The sequence below is a fragment of the Gellertiella sp. DMC107 genome (genome assembly GCF_056313605.1).
The window spans coordinates 189567-207425 of sequence record NZ_JBQUZZ010000003.1 but is presented as its reverse complement, the minus strand read 5'-3'; the positions used below and the strand labels follow the sequence as shown (position 1 = coordinate 207425).

The window sequence follows — 17859 nt, the reverse complement described above, 5'->3', positions numbered from 1 at the left end:
TGAAAACACAAAACCCGCAGGCAGAACCTGCGGGCTTGAAAAACGTCGATCAGAACGGAATGTCGTCATCGAGATCACTGGAGAAGCCACCCCCGCCTTGTGCGCCGCCGCGGCTTCCGCCGCCGCCGCCGCGGGCAGGCGAACCACCGCCGCCGCCGGAGCCGTAATCGTCGTAGCCACCGCCGTAATTGCCGCCACCGCCGCCGAAGTCACCACCCTGGGACATGCCGCGACCGCCGCCCTGCCCGGCACCGTCGCCGCGGCCCCCGAGCATGGTCAGCGTGGAGTTGAAGCCCTGCAGGACGACTTCCGTCGAGTAGCGATCCTGACCGTTCTGGTCCTGCCACTTGCGCGTCTGCAGCTGGCCCTCGACATAAACGGTCGAGCCCTTCTTGAGGTACTGCTCGGCCACCTTGCAGAGGCCTTCGTTGAAAATGACGACCGTATGCCATTCGGTCTTTTCGCGGCGCTCGCCGCTGTTGCGGTCGCGCCAGCTTTCCGAGGTCGCAATCCGAAGATTGGCAATCGGCCGACCGTCCTGCGTACGACGGATTTCAGGATCCGCCCCCAGATTTCCGACCAGGATCACCTTGTTGACGCTGCCAGCCATGCTCACCATCCCTGCTGCCCTGATGGCAGTCGATCTTGCTGCCCGGCCAGGCCGGGTCTCTTCCAAAAATTCGTCAGCACCTTAACGCATGCCGGGAGGAAAGGTCGCCCTCCCCTCCCCAAAACGCACAGGTTTTTTGTTCTTTTTTTGTTCTAGTCTTTCGCTAAACTCACGTCAACCGAATCGATTTCCTGCCGCTGCTGTCGCTTTCCCGCTCGACAGCGCCGACGTGATCACTACATAGAGGCTTCCTAATCCAAAAGCCGATAGCCCGAGCGAAGACGATGAGCGAACTGAAGACGATTTCCATACGCGGCGCGCGCGAACACAATCTGAAGGGCATCGATCTCGATCTGCCCCGTAACTCGCTGATTGTGATGACCGGACTGTCCGGTTCGGGCAAGTCGTCGCTCGCTTTCGATACGATCTATGCGGAAGGCCAACGCCGCTATGTGGAAAGCCTGTCCGCCTATGCGCGCCAGTTCCTGGAAATGATGCAGAAGCCGGATGTCGACCAGATCGACGGCCTGTCGCCGGCGATTTCCATCGAGCAGAAGACCACCTCGCGCAATCCCCGCTCGACGGTCGGCACGGTGACGGAGATCTACGACTATCTTCGTTTGCTTTTCGCCCGCACCGCCGTGCCCTATTCGCCGGCGACCGGCCTGCCCATCGAAAGCCAGACCGTCAGCCAGATGGTGGATCGCATTCTCGATCTGGAGGAAGGCACGCGCCTTTATATTCTTGCGCCCATGGTTCGCGGCCGCAAGGGCGAGTACAAGAAGGAACTCGCCGAGCTGATGAAGAAGGGCTTCCAGCGCGTCAAGGTGGACGGCCAGTTCTACGAGATCGCGGAAGCCCCTGCCCTCGACAAGAAGTACAAGCACGACATCGATGTGGTGGTGGACCGTGTCGTGGTGCGAAAGGATATCGCCGCCCGCCTGGCGGACAGTCTCGAAACCTGCCTCAAGCTCGCCGACGGCCTGGCGGTCGCCGAATTTGCCGACAAGCCCCTGGCGGCTGAGGATACCGCGGCCGGAGGTTCTGCGAACAAATCGCTGAACGAAACCCATGAACGGGTGCTTTTCTCGGAAAAATTCGCCTGCCCGGTATCCGGCTTCACCATTCCCGAAATCGAGCCCCGGCTGTTTTCCTTCAACAATCCGGCCGGCGCCTGCCCGACCTGCGACGGCCTCGGCTCACAGCAGAAGATCGATCCGGCGCTGATCGTGCCGGAGCCGGAGCGGACCTTGCGCGATGGGGCGATTGCGCCCTGGGCCAAATCCACCTCGCCCTATTATAACCAGACGCTGGAAGCGCTCGGAAAGGCCTATGGTTTCAAGCTCGGCAGCCGATGGAACGACCTGCCGGAAGAGGCGAAGGACGTGATCCTGAACGGAACGGAGCGGCTGATCGAATTCCAGTATGCGGACGGTGCCCGCAGCTACAAGACGACCAAGAATTTCGAAGGCATCATTCCGAACCTCGAGCGCCGGTGGAAGGAAACCGACAGCGCCTGGTCGCGCGAGGAAATCGAGAAATACATGTCGGCGGCACCCTGCCCGGCCTGCAACGGCTTCCGCCTGAAGCCGGAGGCCCTCGCGGTCAAGATACAGGGTCTGCATATCGGCCAGGTGACGGAAATGTCGATCCGGACTGCCCGGGACTGGTTCGAGGAACTGCCGGCAAAGATGAGCGCCAAGCAGAACGAGATCGCCGTCCGCATCTTCAAGGAAATTCGTGACCGGCTGCGCTTCCTCAACGATGTCGGGCTCGATTATCTCAGCCTGTCGCGAAATTCCGGCACCCTCTCCGGCGGCGAGAGCCAGCGCATTCGTCTCGCCTCGCAGATCGGCTCGGGACTGACGGGCGTGCTTTACGTCCTGGATGAACCGTCCATCGGTCTGCACCAGCGCGACAATGCCCGGCTGCTCGAAACCCTGAAACATCTGCGGGATATCGGCAATACGGTCATCGTCGTCGAACATGACGAGGACGCGATCCTGACCGCTGACCACGTTGTCGATATCGGCCCGGCTGCCGGTATCCATGGCGGCCAGATTGTCGCCGAGGGTACGCCACGGCAGATCATGGACAATCCGAAGTCTCTCACGGGAAAGTATCTTTCCGGTGAGCTCGGCGTCGCCGTTCCGGCCGAACGGCGCAAGCCGAAGAAGGGCAAGGAAATCAAGGTTATCGGCGCCCGCGGCAACAATTTGAAGAATGTGACGGCCGCGATCCCGCTTGGCCTTTTCACCGCTGTGACGGGTGTTTCAGGTGGCGGCAAGTCCACGTTCCTGATCGAAACGCTCTACAAGGCCGCCGCACGCCGCGTCATGGGCGCGCGCGAAAATCCCGCAGAACATGATCGCATCGATGGCTTCGAGCATATCGACAAGGTCATCGATATCGACCAGTCGCCGATCGGCCGCACCCCGCGCTCGAACCCGGCGACCTATACGGGCGCTTTCACGCCGATCCGCGACTGGTTCGCCGGTCTGCCGGAGGCGAAGGCGCGCGGCTATCAGCCGGGCCGCTTCTCCTTCAACGTGAAGGGTGGGCGGTGCGAGGCCTGCCAGGGCGATGGTGTCATCAAGATCGAAATGCACTTCCTGCCGGACGTCTACGTGACCTGCGACGTTTGCCACGGCAAGCGCTACAATCGCGAAACGCTGGATGTGCAGTTCAAGGGCAAGTCGATTGCCGACGTGCTGGACATGACCGTGGAAGAAGGCGTGGAATTCTTTGCGGCCGTGCCCGCGGTGCGCGACAAGCTGCAGGCGCTCTCCGATGTGGGGCTCGGCTATATCAAGGTGGGCCAGCAGGCGAACACGCTTTCGGGTGGCGAGGCGCAGCGCGTCAAGCTAGCCAAGGAATTGTCGAAGCGCTCGACCGGCCGCACGCTCTATATTCTGGACGAGCCGACGACCGGCCTGCACTTCCACGACGTCGCGAAGCTGCTGGAAATGTTGCATGAACTGGTCAATCAGGGCAATTCGGTCGTGGTCATCGAGCACAATCTCGAAGTCATCAAGACCGCCGACTGGATCCTCGATATCGGACCTGAAGGGGGCGATGGCGGCGGCGAGCTTGTCGCTTGCGGGCCGCCGGAGAAGATCGTCGACGAGCCCCGCTCCTATACGGGCCAGTTCCTCAAGGAGCTTCTGGAGCGGCGGCCAGCCCGCCGCGCTGCGGCGGAATGAACCGATAGAACGCTCGGGAGGAGCGATATGACCCGATCAGGAACAGTGCGCGTGGGTATCGGAGGCTGGACCTTCGAGCCCTGGCAGGGACATTTTTACCCTGAGAAACTCAAGGCGAAGGACGAGCTTGCCTATGCCAGCAGCAAGTTGAGGACGATCGAGGTCAACGGCACCTATTACAGCACCCAGAAGCCGGAGACTTTCGCCCGATGGGCTGCGGAAGTGCCGGACGGTTTCGTCTTCACGCTCAAAGCGAGCCGTTATGCCACCAACAAGAAGGTGCTGGGGGAAGCGGGCGAATCCGTCTCCCGCTTCCTGAATTCCGGCGTTGCGGAGCTTGGCGATCGCCTCGGCCCGATCCTCTGGCAATTCATGGCAACAAAGAAGTTCGATCCCGAGGATTTCGAGGCCTTTATGAAACTGCTTCCGGCCTCGCAGGCAGGCGTTCCGCTGCGCCACGCCGTGGAGGTCCGCCATGAGAGCTTCGGCGTGCCCGAGTTCGCGGCGCTTTTGCGGAAATATGGCATTGGCCTCGTGATCGCCGATCACGCCGAGTACCCCATGTTGGCGGATGTCACCGCGGACTTCACCTATCTGCGCCTCCAGACGGGCTCGGATGCCGAACCTTTCTGCTATGACGAGGTGCGCATGGCTCAATGGGCCGAACGCCTGGCCGCCCTCGCAGAAGGGGAAGCCCTGTCCGGTCTCCCCTTGGCCGATTCCACGTATAAGACGAAAAAACAACCAAGAGATGTATTCGCTTACTTCATAACGGAGGGAAAGGTGAATGCACCTGCGGGAGCCATGCATTTGCAAGCGATAATCGATGCTAAATAAGGTGTTTGGCCGCCTGGAGGTCAAATATTTTTGTTAGCCGTCTACGCACGTGCTGGTTAGTAAATTGTGACAATGTCGTGAATGGGGTAATGAGAGACGCAGGACTCGTCGCAACGCAAGCCTGGAAATAGGAGTGTCATGCGATTGTGTTTAGGCAAATAGACTTTGCCGTTTCTCGCACCCTTTTCAGGATACCCGCATGACCGGTTCCATTGTCTTCATCAATCTGGCAGGCGCTGTGGCGCTTCTTCTGTGGGCCACCCGCATGGTGAGGACAGGAGTGGAACGGGCTTATGGCAACCTGCTCCGTGAAAAGCTGCGCCACGCCATCGGCAACCGTCTGACGGCAGCCATTGCGGGCTTCTTCATGGCCATCGGGCTGCAAAGCGCCACGGCGGTGGCCCTGATCGTGTCAGGATTTGTGGCCTCCAGTTACATTTCCACCACCATCGGCATTGCGACGCTTCTGGGGGCGGACTTCGGTTCGGCCTTCGTCGTACGCCTGCTTCGGCACGATCTCTCGCTGCTCGTGCCGGTGCTCATGCTGCTCGGCACCCTCTGTTTCCGCGCCAGTGAAAAACGTGACTGGCGCCAGTTGGGTCGCATCTTTTTCGGTCTCGGGCTTCTGCTGCTCTCCCTGAGGCTCATCGGCGAGGCGTCGGATCCGCTGAAGCACAGTGATCTGCTGCCGGTCGTCATCAACTATCTCTCCAAGGACTGGATCACCGCATTTCTGCTCGCCGCGCTTCTGGCCTGGGCCTTTCATTCCAGCGTGGCGTCCGTGCTCCTCTTTGCCTCGCTCGCCGACCGGCACCTGCTCACCAACGAACTCCTGATTCCGCTGGTGCTCGGCGTGAATTTCGGCGGAGCGGTCATCGGGGCGATGCTGACGAGAAGCGAAGCGCCGGCCGCCCGCGTGGTACCGCTCGGGAATGTGGCCATCCGTGGCTTCGGAACCCTTCTGGCGCTCGTTCTGCAGCTCGTATTCAAGATCTCGCCGGACATCTTCGCGTCAGGACCCGGCGATGCCGTGGTGCTGATCCACATGAGCATCAACCTCGCGGTCATCATTCTCGGCTTGCCGGTGTGCCATCTGGTGGCCAGAGCTCTCGAGGGTTGGCTCGGAAAACCGGTGGCCACCGAGGCGGCCAATCAGGACGACCGCATTTCGGCTCTCAGCCCCGCCGATCTTGCCAATCCCCGGCAGGCCATCAACAATGCGACGCGTGAAGTCATGGCGGTCTGCGACAAGATCGAGGTGATGCTGACCCGCATTCCGGAGGTCTTCGAGAAGGCGGACGAGAGGGGCATGGCTCGCATCGAGGCGCTGGACGATGAGGTTGACCGGCTGCATCGGGACATAAAGTTTTACCTGGCCCGTATTTCCCAGACAGCGCTCGACCCCAAGTCGGCGGCCCAGTGCCAGGACCTTCTGGGGGCCACGATCAAGCTCGAACAGACCGCCGATATCATCTCCCAGAACATGCTGACGCGGGCCCGCAAGAAGCATGCCCGCGACATCCAGTTTTCGGCGGAAGGCTGGAAGGAACTGCGGGAGATGCATGACGAAGTGGTGCGGAATGTCCGCATGGCGTTCAATCTCCTCGTCAATCCCGATGTCGAACAGGCCCGCCAGCTGGTGGCGCAAAAGGAAGCGGTGCGCAATCTGGTGCGCTTGAGCGAGGAAAAGCATATGCAGCGGCTGCGCGACGGCAATGTGGCGAGCTATGACTCCAGCTCCATTCACATCGATACGATCCGCGATCTCAAGGAAATCAACTCGCTGGCGATTTCCATCGCCTACCCCGTGCTGGAAAGCGCAGGCATGCTGCGCCAGAGCCGCCTGCTTTAAAAGGCGCCAAGCCGTTCACCATCCTCCCGGTCGGCGAACAGAGTGGAAATGGCGGCCGGTAAATCTTCGGCCGTCAGCCCCTCGCCCGCTTTTGCACCTGCGGCCCCATGCAGCCAAACACCGGCAGCCGCCGCATCGAAAGCGGGCATGCCTTGCGCCATCAATCCTGCGATAAGACCGGCGAGCACATCGCCGGAACCCGCTGTTGCCAGCCATGGCGGGGCATTGTCGTTGATATGCACGCGGCCGTCCGGAGCGGCGATCACGGTGTCGGCGCCCTTGTAAACGATGATGGCCTTCGAGCGGCGGGCGGCCTGAAGGGCCTTTTCGACCTTGCCTTCCCCTTCCGCAGCAAGATCGGGAAACAATCTTGCAAACTCTCCTTCGTGAGGCGTCAGAACCAATGTGGGGTCCGCATTGTCGTCATAAAGCGAAAAGAGTTGGTCTGGATTGTCGCGAAAGCTGCTGATCCCGTCTGCATCGAGAACCAGGGGACGTCCCGCAATCCGTTCGACGAAATCCCGCGCGGTCTTTCCAGCTCCAAAGCCGGGCCCCAGAACAAAGGCTGTCAGGCGCGGATCCGCGACCCACGCGTTCAGCGCGGCAAGATCCGGCAAGGGGCGGATCATGACTGCGGTGAGATGGGCGGAAAGTGTGGCCACCGCCGCCGGCTCGGCACCGATCGTTACAAGTCCGGCGCCGGCGTGAAGGCCCGCCATGGCCGAAAGCCGGGCGGCACCGGTTGCCGCAGCTGGACCGCTGAACACGGCGAGATGCCCTCGCCGAAACTTGTGACTTCCGGCATCCGTCCGCGGCAGCCGCCACAGCGAGGGCCCATTGCGACGGATCGCACCCGCCTCGGAACGGATGATCCGCCCGGGGATGCCGATGTCGAAAACCTCCACTGGGCCGCAAAGCATTCGTCCCGGCAGCAGCAGATGGCCCGGCTTGCGCGTCATGAAGGTGATTGTTCGGGTCGCACGAAAGGCTGCGCCGCGGATCTGACCCGTGGAACCGTCCAGACCGGAGGGCAGATCGACCGCAAGGACGGGAATGCCGCAATCGGCAATTCGCGAAATCAGGCTTGCGAGTTCATCGGGAACGTCGCGGGCAAGGCCGGCGCCGAAGACGGCGTCAATCACCACATCGCCGGGAGACGGTCTGTAATGGAAGAGCGGCTCTGCATGGACGGGACACCGTCGCCACGCTTCCGCCGCATCGCCCTTGAGTTGATCAGCTGCACCGAGCGCAAATACGGAACAGGACGCACCGGACTGAGCAAGCGCGCGCGCAGCTACATAACCATCGCCCCCGTTGTTGCCGGGTCCGCACAGGATCACGAAACGGAGCGCTTCGGGAAAGTGCCGCAGCGCCGCAGCGGCCACGGCCTGACCGGCCCGTTCCATCAATCCGAAACTGTTTATGCCGGAGCGAGCAGCCGCTAGATCCGCCTGTCCCATCTCCCGGGGTGTCAAAAGAATGTCGTTCAGTAAAGTGTGCATAAGCCCAATTTGAAGCCATTCCGGATGCTTTGCAACCGGACGCCAGGGTGGTCACATGATGAATAATTAGGCATTTGCACAAAGTACAGGCATTCATATTTTGTACTGCACGCATCGTTTCGCTCGAGACGCCTTTCTGGGCCAATTTCGGGTAAAAAACTTGGATTGGGAGGCTCCAGAGGCCCGAAAATCCGGCCACTTGCCGCTATTCGAAAAAAAATCATAAATTTTCGGACCAAATCGAAGTTTGGCACGCGGTGTGCATTCGTTAATGGCGAGCGGGTCAAAGCCTGCTTTAACCGGAACGCGGAGAGACATTTTCTCATGAAAAAGATCGAAGCCATCATCAAGCCGTTCAAGCTCGACGAGGTCAAGGAAGCCCTTCAGGAAGTAGGCCTGCAGGGCATCACGGTAACCGAGGCCAAGGGTTTCGGCCGCCAGAAGGGGCATACGGAATTGTACCGTGGCGCTGAGTACGTGGTCGATTTCCTCCCCAAGGTGAAAGTTGAAGTCGTCGTTGCCGATGAAAATGCGGAAGCAGTCATTGACGCGATCCGCAAGGCGGCGCAAACCGGACGGATCGGGGATGGCAAGATCTTCGTATCGAATGTGGAAGAGGTCATTCGCATCCGCACCGGCGAAACGGGCACAGACGCAATCTGATCCCGCCTGAGCCGGTGTCGGCTCGGGTTCCCTCTCGTTGTTTACAATCTCAAGGAAAACGTCAAATGACGACTGCAAAAGACGTTCTGAAGCAAATCAAAGAAAACGACGTAAAGTTCGTTGACCTGCGCTTCACGGATCCCAAGGGCAAGCTGCAGCACGTGACCATGGACATCGTCTGCGTAGACGAAGACATGTTCGCTGACGGCGTCATGTTCGACGGCTCGTCGATCGGTGGCTGGAAGGCCATCAACGAGTCCGACATGGTGCTGATGCCCGACCTCGACACCGTGCACATGGACCCCTTCTTCGCCCAGTCCACGATGGTGATCCTCTGCGATATCCTGGACCCGGTTTCCGGCGAAGCCTATAACCGCGATCCGCGCGGCACCGCCAAGAAGGCCGAAGCCTACCTGAAGGCATCCGGTATCGGTGACACCATTTTCGTTGGCCCGGAAGCAGAATTCTTCGTCTTTGACGACGTCAAGTACAAGGCCGATCCCTATAACACCGGCTTCAAGCTCGACTCCACCGAACTGCCGTCCAACGACGACACCGACTATGAGACCGGCAACCTCGGCCACCGTCCGCGCGTCAAGGGCGGCTACTTCCCGGTTCCCCCGATCGACAGCCTCCAGGACATGCGCTCCGAAATGCTGACGGTCCTGTCGGAAATGGGCGTCGTCGTCGAAAAGCACCACCACGAAGTGGCTGCCGCACAGCACGAACTGGGCGTGAAGTTCGACGCGCTTGTCCGCAACGCCGACAAGATGCAGATCTACAAGTATGTCGTGCACCAGGTTGCCAATGCCTATGGCAAGACCGCAACCTTCATGCCGAAGCCGATCTTCGGCGACAACGGCTCGGGCATGCACGTTCACATGTCCATCTGGAAGGACGGCAAGCCGACCTTCGCTGGTGACGAATATGCCGGCCTGTCCGAGAACTGCCTGTATTACATCGGCGGCATCATCAAGCATGCCAAGGCCCTGAACGCCTTCACCAACCCGTCGACCAACTCCTACAAGCGTCTGGTCCCGGGCTATGAAGCGCCGGTTCTGCTGGCCTACTCCGCCCGCAACCGTTCGGCCTCCTGCCGCATTCCGTTCGGCACCAACCCGAAGGCAAAGCGCGTTGAAATCCGCTTCCCGGATCCGACCGCCAACCCCTACCTCGCCTTCGCTGCCATGCTGATGGCCGGTCTTGACGGCATCAAGAACAAGATCCATCCGGGCAAGGCCATGGACAAGGATCTGTACGACCTGCCGCCGAAGGAACTCAAGAAGATCCCGACCGTCTGCGGCTCGCTGCGCGAAGCGCTGGAATCGCTGGACAAGGACCGCAAGTTCCTCACCGCCGGCGGCGTCTTCGACGACGACCAGATCGACTCCTTCATCGAACTGAAGATGGCCGAAGTGATGCGTTTCGAAATGACCCCGCACCCGGTCGAATTCGACATGTACTACTCGGTCTGATGACCTGAAAGATCGGGACGGCTTCACGCGAAGCCGTCTCTTTCAAAAAAAACCGGCCCATTGCGATGGGCCGGTTTTTTGTTGCCGGAAGCCGGAAGGATCAGGGTTTGCTGAGCCGTTGCTTCAGAAGCTTCAAATAATCGTCGTTCTCCCCCTCCGAACCGCTGGAAGCCTGGCCTTTGCACTGCGGGTCGTAGTCGGGCTGCATGCCCATCCTGACACAGGAGGCCACCTTCCAGCCCGGCGGAAGGGCTGTCAGATCCACCTGCTTCCACTTCGGATGTCCCTTGGCCGTCAGGTCGGAGAGATGGGTGAGGATGAGGTTGGAGATATCCGCGACTGCGGTGCAGCTTTGCCTTTGGTAGGCTTTCCCCTTGGCATCATAATCGAAGGTCATCAGGACCGCCTTGACCGCCACCGCATCCACCGGCTCCTTCTGGAACGGATAGGTACCGCCTTCGATGCGAGCCGGAATGTAGCTGGCGAGCAGGGGCTCCTCTTTCACCGGCACGAGATGGAACTTCTGCGGGTCGATCTCCGCCCCGGCAAAGAGGGCGGCCGGCGCGCCGGCGACGTAGAACAGGGCGTCGATTTCGCCTGAAAGCAGCTTTGGAAGCGCCTCGTCGGGGTTGATCGGCAAACGCTCCCCACCCTTGACCTGAAGAATGTCGAGCATCAGGGAGGACGTCAGATAGGTACCGCTATCCTTCTTGCCGACGGCGAAGGTCTTGCCGGCCAGATCCTTCAGCGACCCAATGTCCCGCCGGGCCAGCACATGCACCTCTTCATTGTAGAGAGGGAACATGATGCGGACACCGCGCACCGCCTTCTGTAGTTCCTTGTCCTCCGCTTCGAAGGTTTTCAGGTAATCGAGGACATCGCTCTGAACGATCCCGAACTGGGTGTTCTTCCGGTTGCGCACCGCGGCAAAGTTTTCGAGGGAACCGGCGCTTTCCACCACATTCAACGGCTTGCCGCAGCGATCGGCGAGCCCGGCGATGTCGCGGCCTATCTGGATATAGGTCCCCTTCGGGCCTCCTGTCATGATGCTCCGCTCCACATCGGCCGCCGCTGCCGGCAATGTGAGCGAAACGGCAAGCGAGGTGAGAAACAGTCGCCGCGAAATCATCAGGCAAATCCTTTCAGCAGGGGCTATCGAGGTCTCGGATGAGGCTGCGCAAGGTCAGAACCGGGACACGCACGAAAATGTCCTCAAGGGCATCGGTAATGCAAGCCCCGCCCTCCAGCGTTTCCGCCAGTCGCTGGCGCTCGGCGAACGAGATCGATTTCAGGCCGGGGGCCCGCGCAAGGGCGTCGGCAACCCGATCGCCCGGTCGGGGGCCAGCCTTGCGGTCGCCGGGTGCGTCCGGCTGTTCGGGCTCCGGTTGTTCAACGGCCTGGTCTGTCGCGATTTCTTGCCGGGCCTCCGCCTCCAGTTGCTCGAGCCGTTGACGGGCGGCAGCAAGGTCTCTGGCGAGACTGTCGCGCTCGGCCGAGATCCGCTCGTTGGATTTCCGCGCGTCCTCCAGTTCTTTTCCCGTTTGCCGGCTGTGAAGCTCCACATTTTCTTTCGCCGCTTCCAGCGCATTCATCTGTCCGGTCAGGTCGGACAGCTTCAGCTTCAGCTCGCCGGCTTCGCGCAGGGCCTGCTCCCGTTGCCGGGAGAGCCTTACATTGGCGCTCTGTTGCCGGTCGAGATCGTCTTTGACCTTGGCAAGCTCGGCCGCTGCCAGCTCGATCTGACGGTGAAGCTCGTCTTCCGCGCTCGTATCGGCCTGCGTGCCCGTGGCCTTGAGCCGCAATGCCTTCAGTTCGGCCTCTACCGATGCCGCGCGGCTTTTCAATTGCACCAGTTCGGTGCGCAGCTCAGCGGCATCCCGCATCGCATCCTCGCGTTGCTTCAGCGCATCCTGGTAGAGCTTATAGAGCGGACCGTCGCTGGAAGCCGGCGGTGTCGCCGGCTTTGCCGGAGGCTCGGCGCGGTCGATGAGAAAGCGTGCACCGGCGTAACCGCCACCCAGTCCCAGAGCCAGCGCCAGAACCCCGGTGATGATGATCGCGGCAGCCCCGCCGCCTTGCCCGCCGGAATTGCCGTCCCTGCCCCATTGATTGGCCAAATTATGCCCCCTTGATAATCGTCAGGATTGCGCGGAACGATTTTGCCGCCCGCCCGCTTGCAATCATGCATACACAAACGCTTGAAAACCATCGAAATCAAGGGCCTCTTCCAAGGAAACCCTTGATGTCCGCTTCGAGTGTCACCACATTGTCATTGAAAGGAAGTGCCCATGAAACAACGATTTGCCAAGTTCAGAATAGGTGAAGTTGTACGCCACCGGGTCTTTCCCTTCCGTGGCGTCATCTTCGATGTGGATCCGGAATTTGCCAATACCGAGGAATGGTGGAATGCCATTCCGGCGGAAGTCAGGCCGTCCAAGGATCAACCCTTCTATCACCTGCTCGCGGAAAACGACCAAAGCGAATATGTCGCCTACGTCTCCGAGCAGAATCTGGTTCATGACGATAGTGGAGAGCCCCTGCGCAATCCGAACATCGGCCAGATCTTCGAAGGGCAACTCGGTCATTACAAACCGAAATTCACCACTGCCCATTGATCGGGTCGCTGTCTGCAACGGAAAAGCCCGGCACGTAGGCCGGGCTTTCTCGTTTGTGTCGACAGAGCGAGATTACTGAGCCTGAGTGGCCTTCTTCTGGGCTTCCTCGAGCTTCTTGCGTGCTTCCTCAGCCTTCTTCTGCAGGCCTTCTTCCAGCGAACGCTGGGTTTCGGCAAGCTTGGATTCGGAGATCGGCTCACCGTCGAATACGCCGGAGAAACCCTGCAGCGAAATCTTGATCGGGTTCGGCTGGCGACGGAAGTTCATCGAGGTCAGAACCATCTCGTTACCCTTGCGGATCGAAGACAGCATTCCGTCGGTCAGCGGAACTTCGGCCGTGCAACGGTCCGGCAGGCAGACGACGTAGTCAAGCTTGGAACCCTTGCCGCCATCGATCTGCATGACGATGCCCGGGGGGATCAGGCGGGCGGACGGGACCGAGACCTGCATGATCTTGCGATTGACTTTGCCGGACACGGAGATCAGGCCAACCGCCGTGATCATCTGGCCGTTATTGGCGCGCTGGATGTTCTGAACCGCGCAGATATCGTTGTCTTCCTGCTTGGCGCAGGTCTTGTACCAGCCGAGCGGTCCGGCACCGGCAGCGGGTGCTGCGGACTGGGCGTTAGCGAAGGACGGCACAGCAGCGGCAGCCGTGGCAATCGCCAGCGCCGAAAGAGCCGTCTTGAGGGTTTTGTCTGCCTTGAAGATCATAACGATGTCCGTCTCCTGAAATCCTGTCGCCAGCATCGCGGCGGTGCCGGAATATCTCCTCACCAGTCGCTCTAGGGCCTTGCCAGACCACCTGTGGGGCAAATGAGGCAATTGAATGACCCTGCTGCTTCGGCCCTCCTGTTACATTGCCGACGGAGGGATATCCAGTCTTTCTTTAGGACTTTTTGGGCGCTTCTTGCGGTTTTCGGGCAGGCGTGTTGGATTTGAAACGCTCATGATACGATTTCGCTCGAATCATACTCCACCGAGCGGATCGACGATCATGAAACGGCTTTTCATTTCCCTGTATTTATTGCTTTTTTGCACGATTGCCCACGCAGAACCCCTCCACGGAATAGCCATGCACGGAAGTGCGGCGTTGCCTGCGGATTACACGGCCTTCCCTTACGTCAATCCGGGCGTGAAAAAGGGCGGCAAGATCAGCTATGGCGTGGTCGGCACCTTCGACAGCCTCAACCCCTTCATTCTGAAAAGCATGCGTACCACGGCGCGCGGCATGTGGGATCCGGAATATGGGAACCTCGTCTTCGAATCGCTGATGCAGCGCTCGCGCGATGAAAATTTTGCCCTTTACGGTCTCCTCGCGGAAACCGTGGAATGGGATGATGCCCGGTCCTTCATCCAGTTCAATCTCAATCCAAAGGCAAAATGGTCTGACGGGCAGCCCGTGACGCCAGAGGACGTCATCTTCTCGTTTGAGCTCATGCGGGACAAGGGGCGGACGCCCTTCTCCAAGCGCCTCGATGGCGTGGCGCGGCTGGAAAAAGTGGGCGATCGCAGCGTGCGTTTCACCTTCAACGAAAAGGCCGATCGCGAAACGCCCTTGCTGATCGGCATGTCGCCCATCCTGCCCAAACATGCGGTCAAGGTGGAAAGCTTTGACCAGACATCGCTCGAGCCGCCCATGGGGTCCGGGCCCTACAAGGTCAAGTCGCTCAATCCCGGCACATCGATTACCTACGAGCGCGACCCCAACTATTGGGCCAAAGACCTGCCGTCGAAGATCGGCTTCGATAATTACGACCAGATTACTGTCCAGTACTTCCTCCAGGACACAGCGCTTTTCGAAGCATTCAAGAAAGGCGATGTCGACATCTATGCCGAGGGCAGCCCGACCCATTGGACGCGGGCTTATGATTTCCCGGCCGTGAAGAATGGCGATATCGTCAAGGCGGAGTTCAAGCCCGCCCTGCCCTCCGGCATGTTTGGCTTCGTGTTCAATACGCGCAAGCCGATGTTTGCGGATGTGAAGGTCAGGCAGGCGCTCAGCCTCGCGTTCGACTTCGAATGGGCCAACAAGAACCTCTTCGACAACGCCTATGAGCGCACGCAGAGCTTCTGGCAGAATTCCACCTTCTCCAGTTTTGGAGTGGCCGCAAGCGACGCGGAAAAGGCGCTGCTCGGCCCGGCGGCTGCCAAGGTCGAACCGGCGATTCTCGATGGAACGTACAAGCTTCCCGTGTCAGATGCGTCAGGGCGGGACCGCAAGCTGTTGCGGCAGGCCGTCGATCTCATGAAGGAGGCGGGCTACACGATCAAGGGGTCCCAGATGGTGGATACCACCGGCAAACCCCTCGCCTTTGAAATCATGACCCAGAATGCAGACCAGGAGAAATTGGCTATCGCCTATCAGCGTTCGCTGAAGGCCATCGGCATCAGCGCGAGCATCCGCACGGTCGATGACAGCCAGTACCAGTCCCGCACCAACAGCTTCGACTATGACATGATCCTGAAGGGCTATGTCTCCTCGCTTTCGCCGGGGGTTGAACAGTCGGGCCGCTGGAGTTCGGCGGCGCGGGACAGGCAGGGAGCCGACAGCTTTGCCGGGGCCAACGATCCGGACCTTGACCGCATGATCGAGGCGATGGAAAAGGCCCATTCTCCGGAGGAATTCCAGACCGCCGTCCGTGCGTTCGACCGGTTGCTGCTTTCTGGCCATTATGTTGTGCCACTTTACTTCTCGCCGCTGCAGCGGGTTGCCTATCGCAAGACGGTCGGTCATCCCGAGAAGCTGCCGCTTTATGGTGTGCAACTCTCCACTTGGTGGGATCAGCGTGCACAGTGAATGACTGGCGCGAGGGGGGCAGACAAAGTCTCCCCTGTCGCGAAAGTGAACGGACGGCGGTTTTTCTTTTGGGTAAGCTGTCGAATAAGAGGCCTCGTATTTGGCCGGGAAAGGACATCCCATGGAAAATATCGTGATCGACATCATTTCGGATGTCGTATGCCCCTGGTGCTATCTGGGCAAGGCGAGGCTCGATCTCGCCATTGCCGAAGTGCAGGACACCGTTGGGGTGGAAATCAATTGGCGCCCCTATCAACTCAATCCCGATTACCCGCCGGAAGGCGTCGACCAGAAGCGTGCGCTTGCCGCCAAGCTCGGCGGCCAGGAGAATGTGGACCGCGCCCATGCCATGCTGACCGATTTCGGCAAGCAGGTGGGCATCCACTTCAATTTCGATGCCATCAGCATCGGGCCGAATACGATGGACGCGCATCGTCTTCTCCTGTGGGCCCACACCGAAGGCCGGGACATGCAAGGACGGGTGGCGCAGGCGCTTTTCAAGGCGAATTTCGAGGAAGGTCGCAATGTGGGTGACCACGCCGTCCTCCTCGACATTGCAGAAAAGGCAGGCCTTGACCGGGCCGTGATCGCCCGGCTTCTGGCGAGCGATGCGGATAAGGATGTGATCCGCGGCGAGATCGCCGCCGCCCAGCAAATGGGTGTTTCCGGGGTGCCTTTCATGGTCTTCGATCAGCAATATGCGATATCCGGCGCGCAGACCCCGGATGTGCTGGCTGGCGCGTTGCGTGACATCGCCCGCATGAAGGCGGAGGCTCGGGCCAAGGCAAACTGACCGATACCTCAGGCGTATCTGAGTACGATCTGGCCGCCGGCTCCGTCAGGGACCGGCGGCTTTTTGCGCGGAGGCCAACAGGGCAGCGGCAAGGTTTCCCGCTTCCCGAAAATAGTCTGGGTCGCGATGCATCAGCACGGTTGCAAAGCCCCCATCCATCAGAAGCATGAGCTGCCTTCCAACCTTTGCCGGTTCGGCGCATCCTGACGCGCTGCTGATGTCGACAAACCAGGATTCCACCCGTTTCTTGTGCTCCCTGGCGGCCACAATGGCAGGGTGACCGGGCATGTTGGCGAGTTCAGCCGACGTCCTCAGAAAGCCGCATCCGCTCCATTTTCGATTTGTTGCTGCACGGGCAAGGCCGTTGAAGACGGCCCTTATCCGGTCCGGCGCGGCACCGTCGGCCTTGTCGAACCAAAGGCGGAACCGGTCGAGATTGGGCTGGTCCCGTTCCGCCAGATAGGCGGCAATCAAGGAATCCTTGCTGTCGAAATGGTAATAGAGCGTCCGCTTGGTCACGCCGGCACGCTCGGCCACCGCATCCATGCTGACAGCACGGATGCCGTCGCCGTAGAAGAGATCGGCGGCAGCGGCAATGATCTTCTGGCGGGTATCAGATGGAGCTTTCATACCGGTTATGTATACCGGGTAGTGAGTATACACAAGCCATTACGTTGGTCAGATTTGTCTCGTAAAACCAAACGGAAAGGAATTTACGATGACACATCTCGTCTTGTTCGAACGGCGTGGAGAAATCGCCATCCTGACACTCAATCGTCCGGAAAAGCTGAACGCCCTGTCCTACAACCTGATCGACGAATTGCTCGGCCTCCTCGACCGGGTGGAAACCGCACCCGATCTGCGCGCCATCGTCCTCACCGGCGCAGGTCGCGCCTTTTCGGCTGGCGGAGACATCCCCGAGTTTGCCGAAAGCGTGGCCCGGGGCACGGACGAGGCCCTGCAGAAGTTCCTGGCCCGCGGGCAACGATTGACTGCCCGCATAGAGTCCTATGCCAAGCCTTTGATCGTAGCGGTGAACGGCCTTGCCTATGGCGGCGGTTGCGAAATCACCGAAGCGGCACCGCTTTCCCTTGCGGCCCAATCGGCGGTCTTTGCAAAGCCCGAAATCCGGCTCGGCATGCCGCCGACCTTCGGCGGCACGCAACGCCTTCCCCGCCTCGCGGGGCGTAAGCGCGCCATGGAACTGCTGCTGACCGGAGAGCATTTTTCCGCCGGCCGCGCACTCGAGCTGGGGCTTGTCAACGCGGTGGTTCCCGATGCCGAGCTTATGGAGCGGAGCCTGGATTTGGCCGCGCGGATCCTTCGGCATTCATCGCTCGCCATTGCGACGGTGATGACAGCGGTCACGCGTGGGCTGAACCACAGCATCGCGGAAGGGCTGGCTGTCGAGGCGGCGCAATTTGCGCGCATGGTGCCCACACGCGATCTCGCGGAGGGCTTGGCGGCCTGGCAAGAGCGCCGCGCCCCGGATTGGCGCGGCGTGTAGGG

At 60.2% G+C, this 17859-nt stretch carries 15 protein-coding genes; 9 read left to right on the top strand and 6 right to left on the bottom strand.

All coding sequences use genetic code 11. The features are described from left to right. Positions 1 to 49: 49 nt before the first annotated feature. Positions 50 to 610, bottom strand: a complete 561-nt coding sequence (locus ACT54B_RS11745; RefSeq protein ID WP_476045089.1) for a single-stranded DNA-binding protein — start codon at positions 608 to 610, stop codon at positions 50 to 52. Between the two features lie 284 nt (positions 611 to 894). On the opposite strand from ACT54B_RS11745, the gene uvrA reads away from it, so the two are divergent. From uvrA to ACT54B_RS11730, 3 genes are all read left to right on the top strand, one after another. Then, complete coding sequence (gene uvrA / locus ACT54B_RS11740; RefSeq protein ID WP_476045087.1) at positions 895 to 3813, top strand: excinuclease ABC subunit UvrA; 2919 nt, start codon at positions 895 to 897, stop codon at positions 3811 to 3813. A 27-nt stretch (positions 3814 to 3840) separates the two neighbouring features. Then, positions 3841 to 4650: a DUF72 domain-containing protein gene (locus ACT54B_RS11735; protein WP_476045086.1), complete on the top strand. Its 810-nt coding sequence runs from the start codon at positions 3841 to 3843 to the stop codon at positions 4648 to 4650. Between the two features lie 199 nt (positions 4651 to 4849). Continuing rightward, positions 4850 to 6502, top strand: a complete 1653-nt coding sequence (locus ACT54B_RS11730; protein WP_476045085.1) for a Na/Pi cotransporter family protein — start codon at positions 4850 to 4852, stop codon at positions 6500 to 6502. On the opposite strand, the gene ACT54B_RS11725 is transcribed toward ACT54B_RS11730, so the two are convergent. Continuing rightward, positions 6499 to 8004: an NAD(P)H-hydrate dehydratase gene (locus tag ACT54B_RS11725; RefSeq protein ID WP_476045084.1), complete on the bottom strand. Its 1506-nt coding sequence runs from the start codon at positions 8002 to 8004 to the stop codon at positions 6499 to 6501. The genes ACT54B_RS11730 and ACT54B_RS11725 overlap by 4 nt on opposite strands. 324 nt (positions 8005 to 8328) lie before the next feature. On the opposite strand from ACT54B_RS11725, the gene ACT54B_RS11720 reads away from it, so the two are divergent. Both ACT54B_RS11720 and glnA read left to right on the top strand, forming a co-directional pair. Next, the gene (locus tag ACT54B_RS11720; RefSeq protein WP_183366094.1) at positions 8329 to 8667 is read left to right on the top strand and encodes a P-II family nitrogen regulator; all 339 of its coding nucleotides are present in this window, start codon (positions 8329 to 8331) and stop codon (positions 8665 to 8667) included. A gap of 65 nt (positions 8668 to 8732) precedes the next feature. After that, a complete protein-coding gene (gene glnA / locus ACT54B_RS11715; RefSeq protein ID WP_476045083.1) occupies positions 8733 to 10142 on the top strand; it encodes a type I glutamate--ammonia ligase in 1410 nt (469 codons plus the stop codon). 100 nt (positions 10143 to 10242) lie between these two features. Here glnA and ACT54B_RS11710 read toward each other — a convergent pair whose 3' ends face one another. Beyond that, positions 10243 to 11271, bottom strand: coding sequence for a TAXI family TRAP transporter solute-binding subunit (locus tag ACT54B_RS11710; protein WP_476045082.1), 1029 nt, complete (start codon positions 11269 to 11271; stop codon positions 10243 to 10245). A 13-nt stretch (positions 11272 to 11284) separates the two neighbouring features. Further along, positions 11285 to 12259 (bottom strand): hypothetical protein, encoded by a 975-nt coding sequence (locus tag ACT54B_RS11705; RefSeq protein ID WP_476045081.1) that lies wholly within the window; start codon positions 12257 to 12259, stop codon positions 11285 to 11287. A 171-nt stretch (positions 12260 to 12430) separates the two neighbouring features. On the opposite strand from ACT54B_RS11705, the gene hspQ reads away from it, so the two are divergent. Beyond that, positions 12431 to 12757 carry a heat shock protein HspQ gene (hspQ, locus tag ACT54B_RS11700; protein ID WP_476045080.1) on the top strand — a complete coding sequence of 109 codons (327 nt, stop codon included), beginning with the start codon at positions 12431 to 12433 and terminating at the stop codon, positions 12755 to 12757. 72 nt (positions 12758 to 12829) lie between these two features. Here the strand turns inward: hspQ and ACT54B_RS11695 are convergent, their stop codons facing one another. Then, entirely contained in the window at positions 12830 to 13471 is a 642-nt protein-coding gene (locus ACT54B_RS11695) for an invasion associated locus B family protein (RefSeq protein WP_476045078.1), read from the bottom strand. A 283-nt stretch (positions 13472 to 13754) separates the two neighbouring features. On the opposite strand from ACT54B_RS11695, the gene ACT54B_RS11690 reads away from it, so the two are divergent. Continuing rightward, a complete protein-coding gene (locus ACT54B_RS11690; RefSeq protein ID WP_476045076.1) occupies positions 13755 to 15557 on the top strand; it encodes an extracellular solute-binding protein in 1803 nt (600 codons plus the stop codon). 121 nt (positions 15558 to 15678) lie between these two features. Then, positions 15679 to 16350 carry a DsbA family oxidoreductase gene (locus ACT54B_RS11685; protein WP_476045075.1) on the top strand — a complete coding sequence of 224 codons (672 nt, stop codon included), beginning with the start codon at positions 15679 to 15681 and terminating at the stop codon, positions 16348 to 16350. A 45-nt stretch (positions 16351 to 16395) separates the two neighbouring features. On the opposite strand, the gene ACT54B_RS11680 is transcribed toward ACT54B_RS11685, so the two are convergent. Continuing rightward, positions 16396 to 16980: a TetR/AcrR family transcriptional regulator gene (locus tag ACT54B_RS11680; RefSeq protein WP_476045074.1), complete on the bottom strand. Its 585-nt coding sequence runs from the start codon at positions 16978 to 16980 to the stop codon at positions 16396 to 16398. Positions 16981 to 17068: 88 nt separating this feature from the next. Between ACT54B_RS11680 and ACT54B_RS11675 the strand changes: the two genes are divergently transcribed. Further along, positions 17069 to 17857 (top strand): crotonase/enoyl-CoA hydratase family protein, encoded by a 789-nt coding sequence (locus ACT54B_RS11675; RefSeq protein WP_476045073.1) that lies wholly within the window; start codon positions 17069 to 17071, stop codon positions 17855 to 17857. The last annotated feature ends 2 nt before the right edge of the window (positions 17858 to 17859 follow it).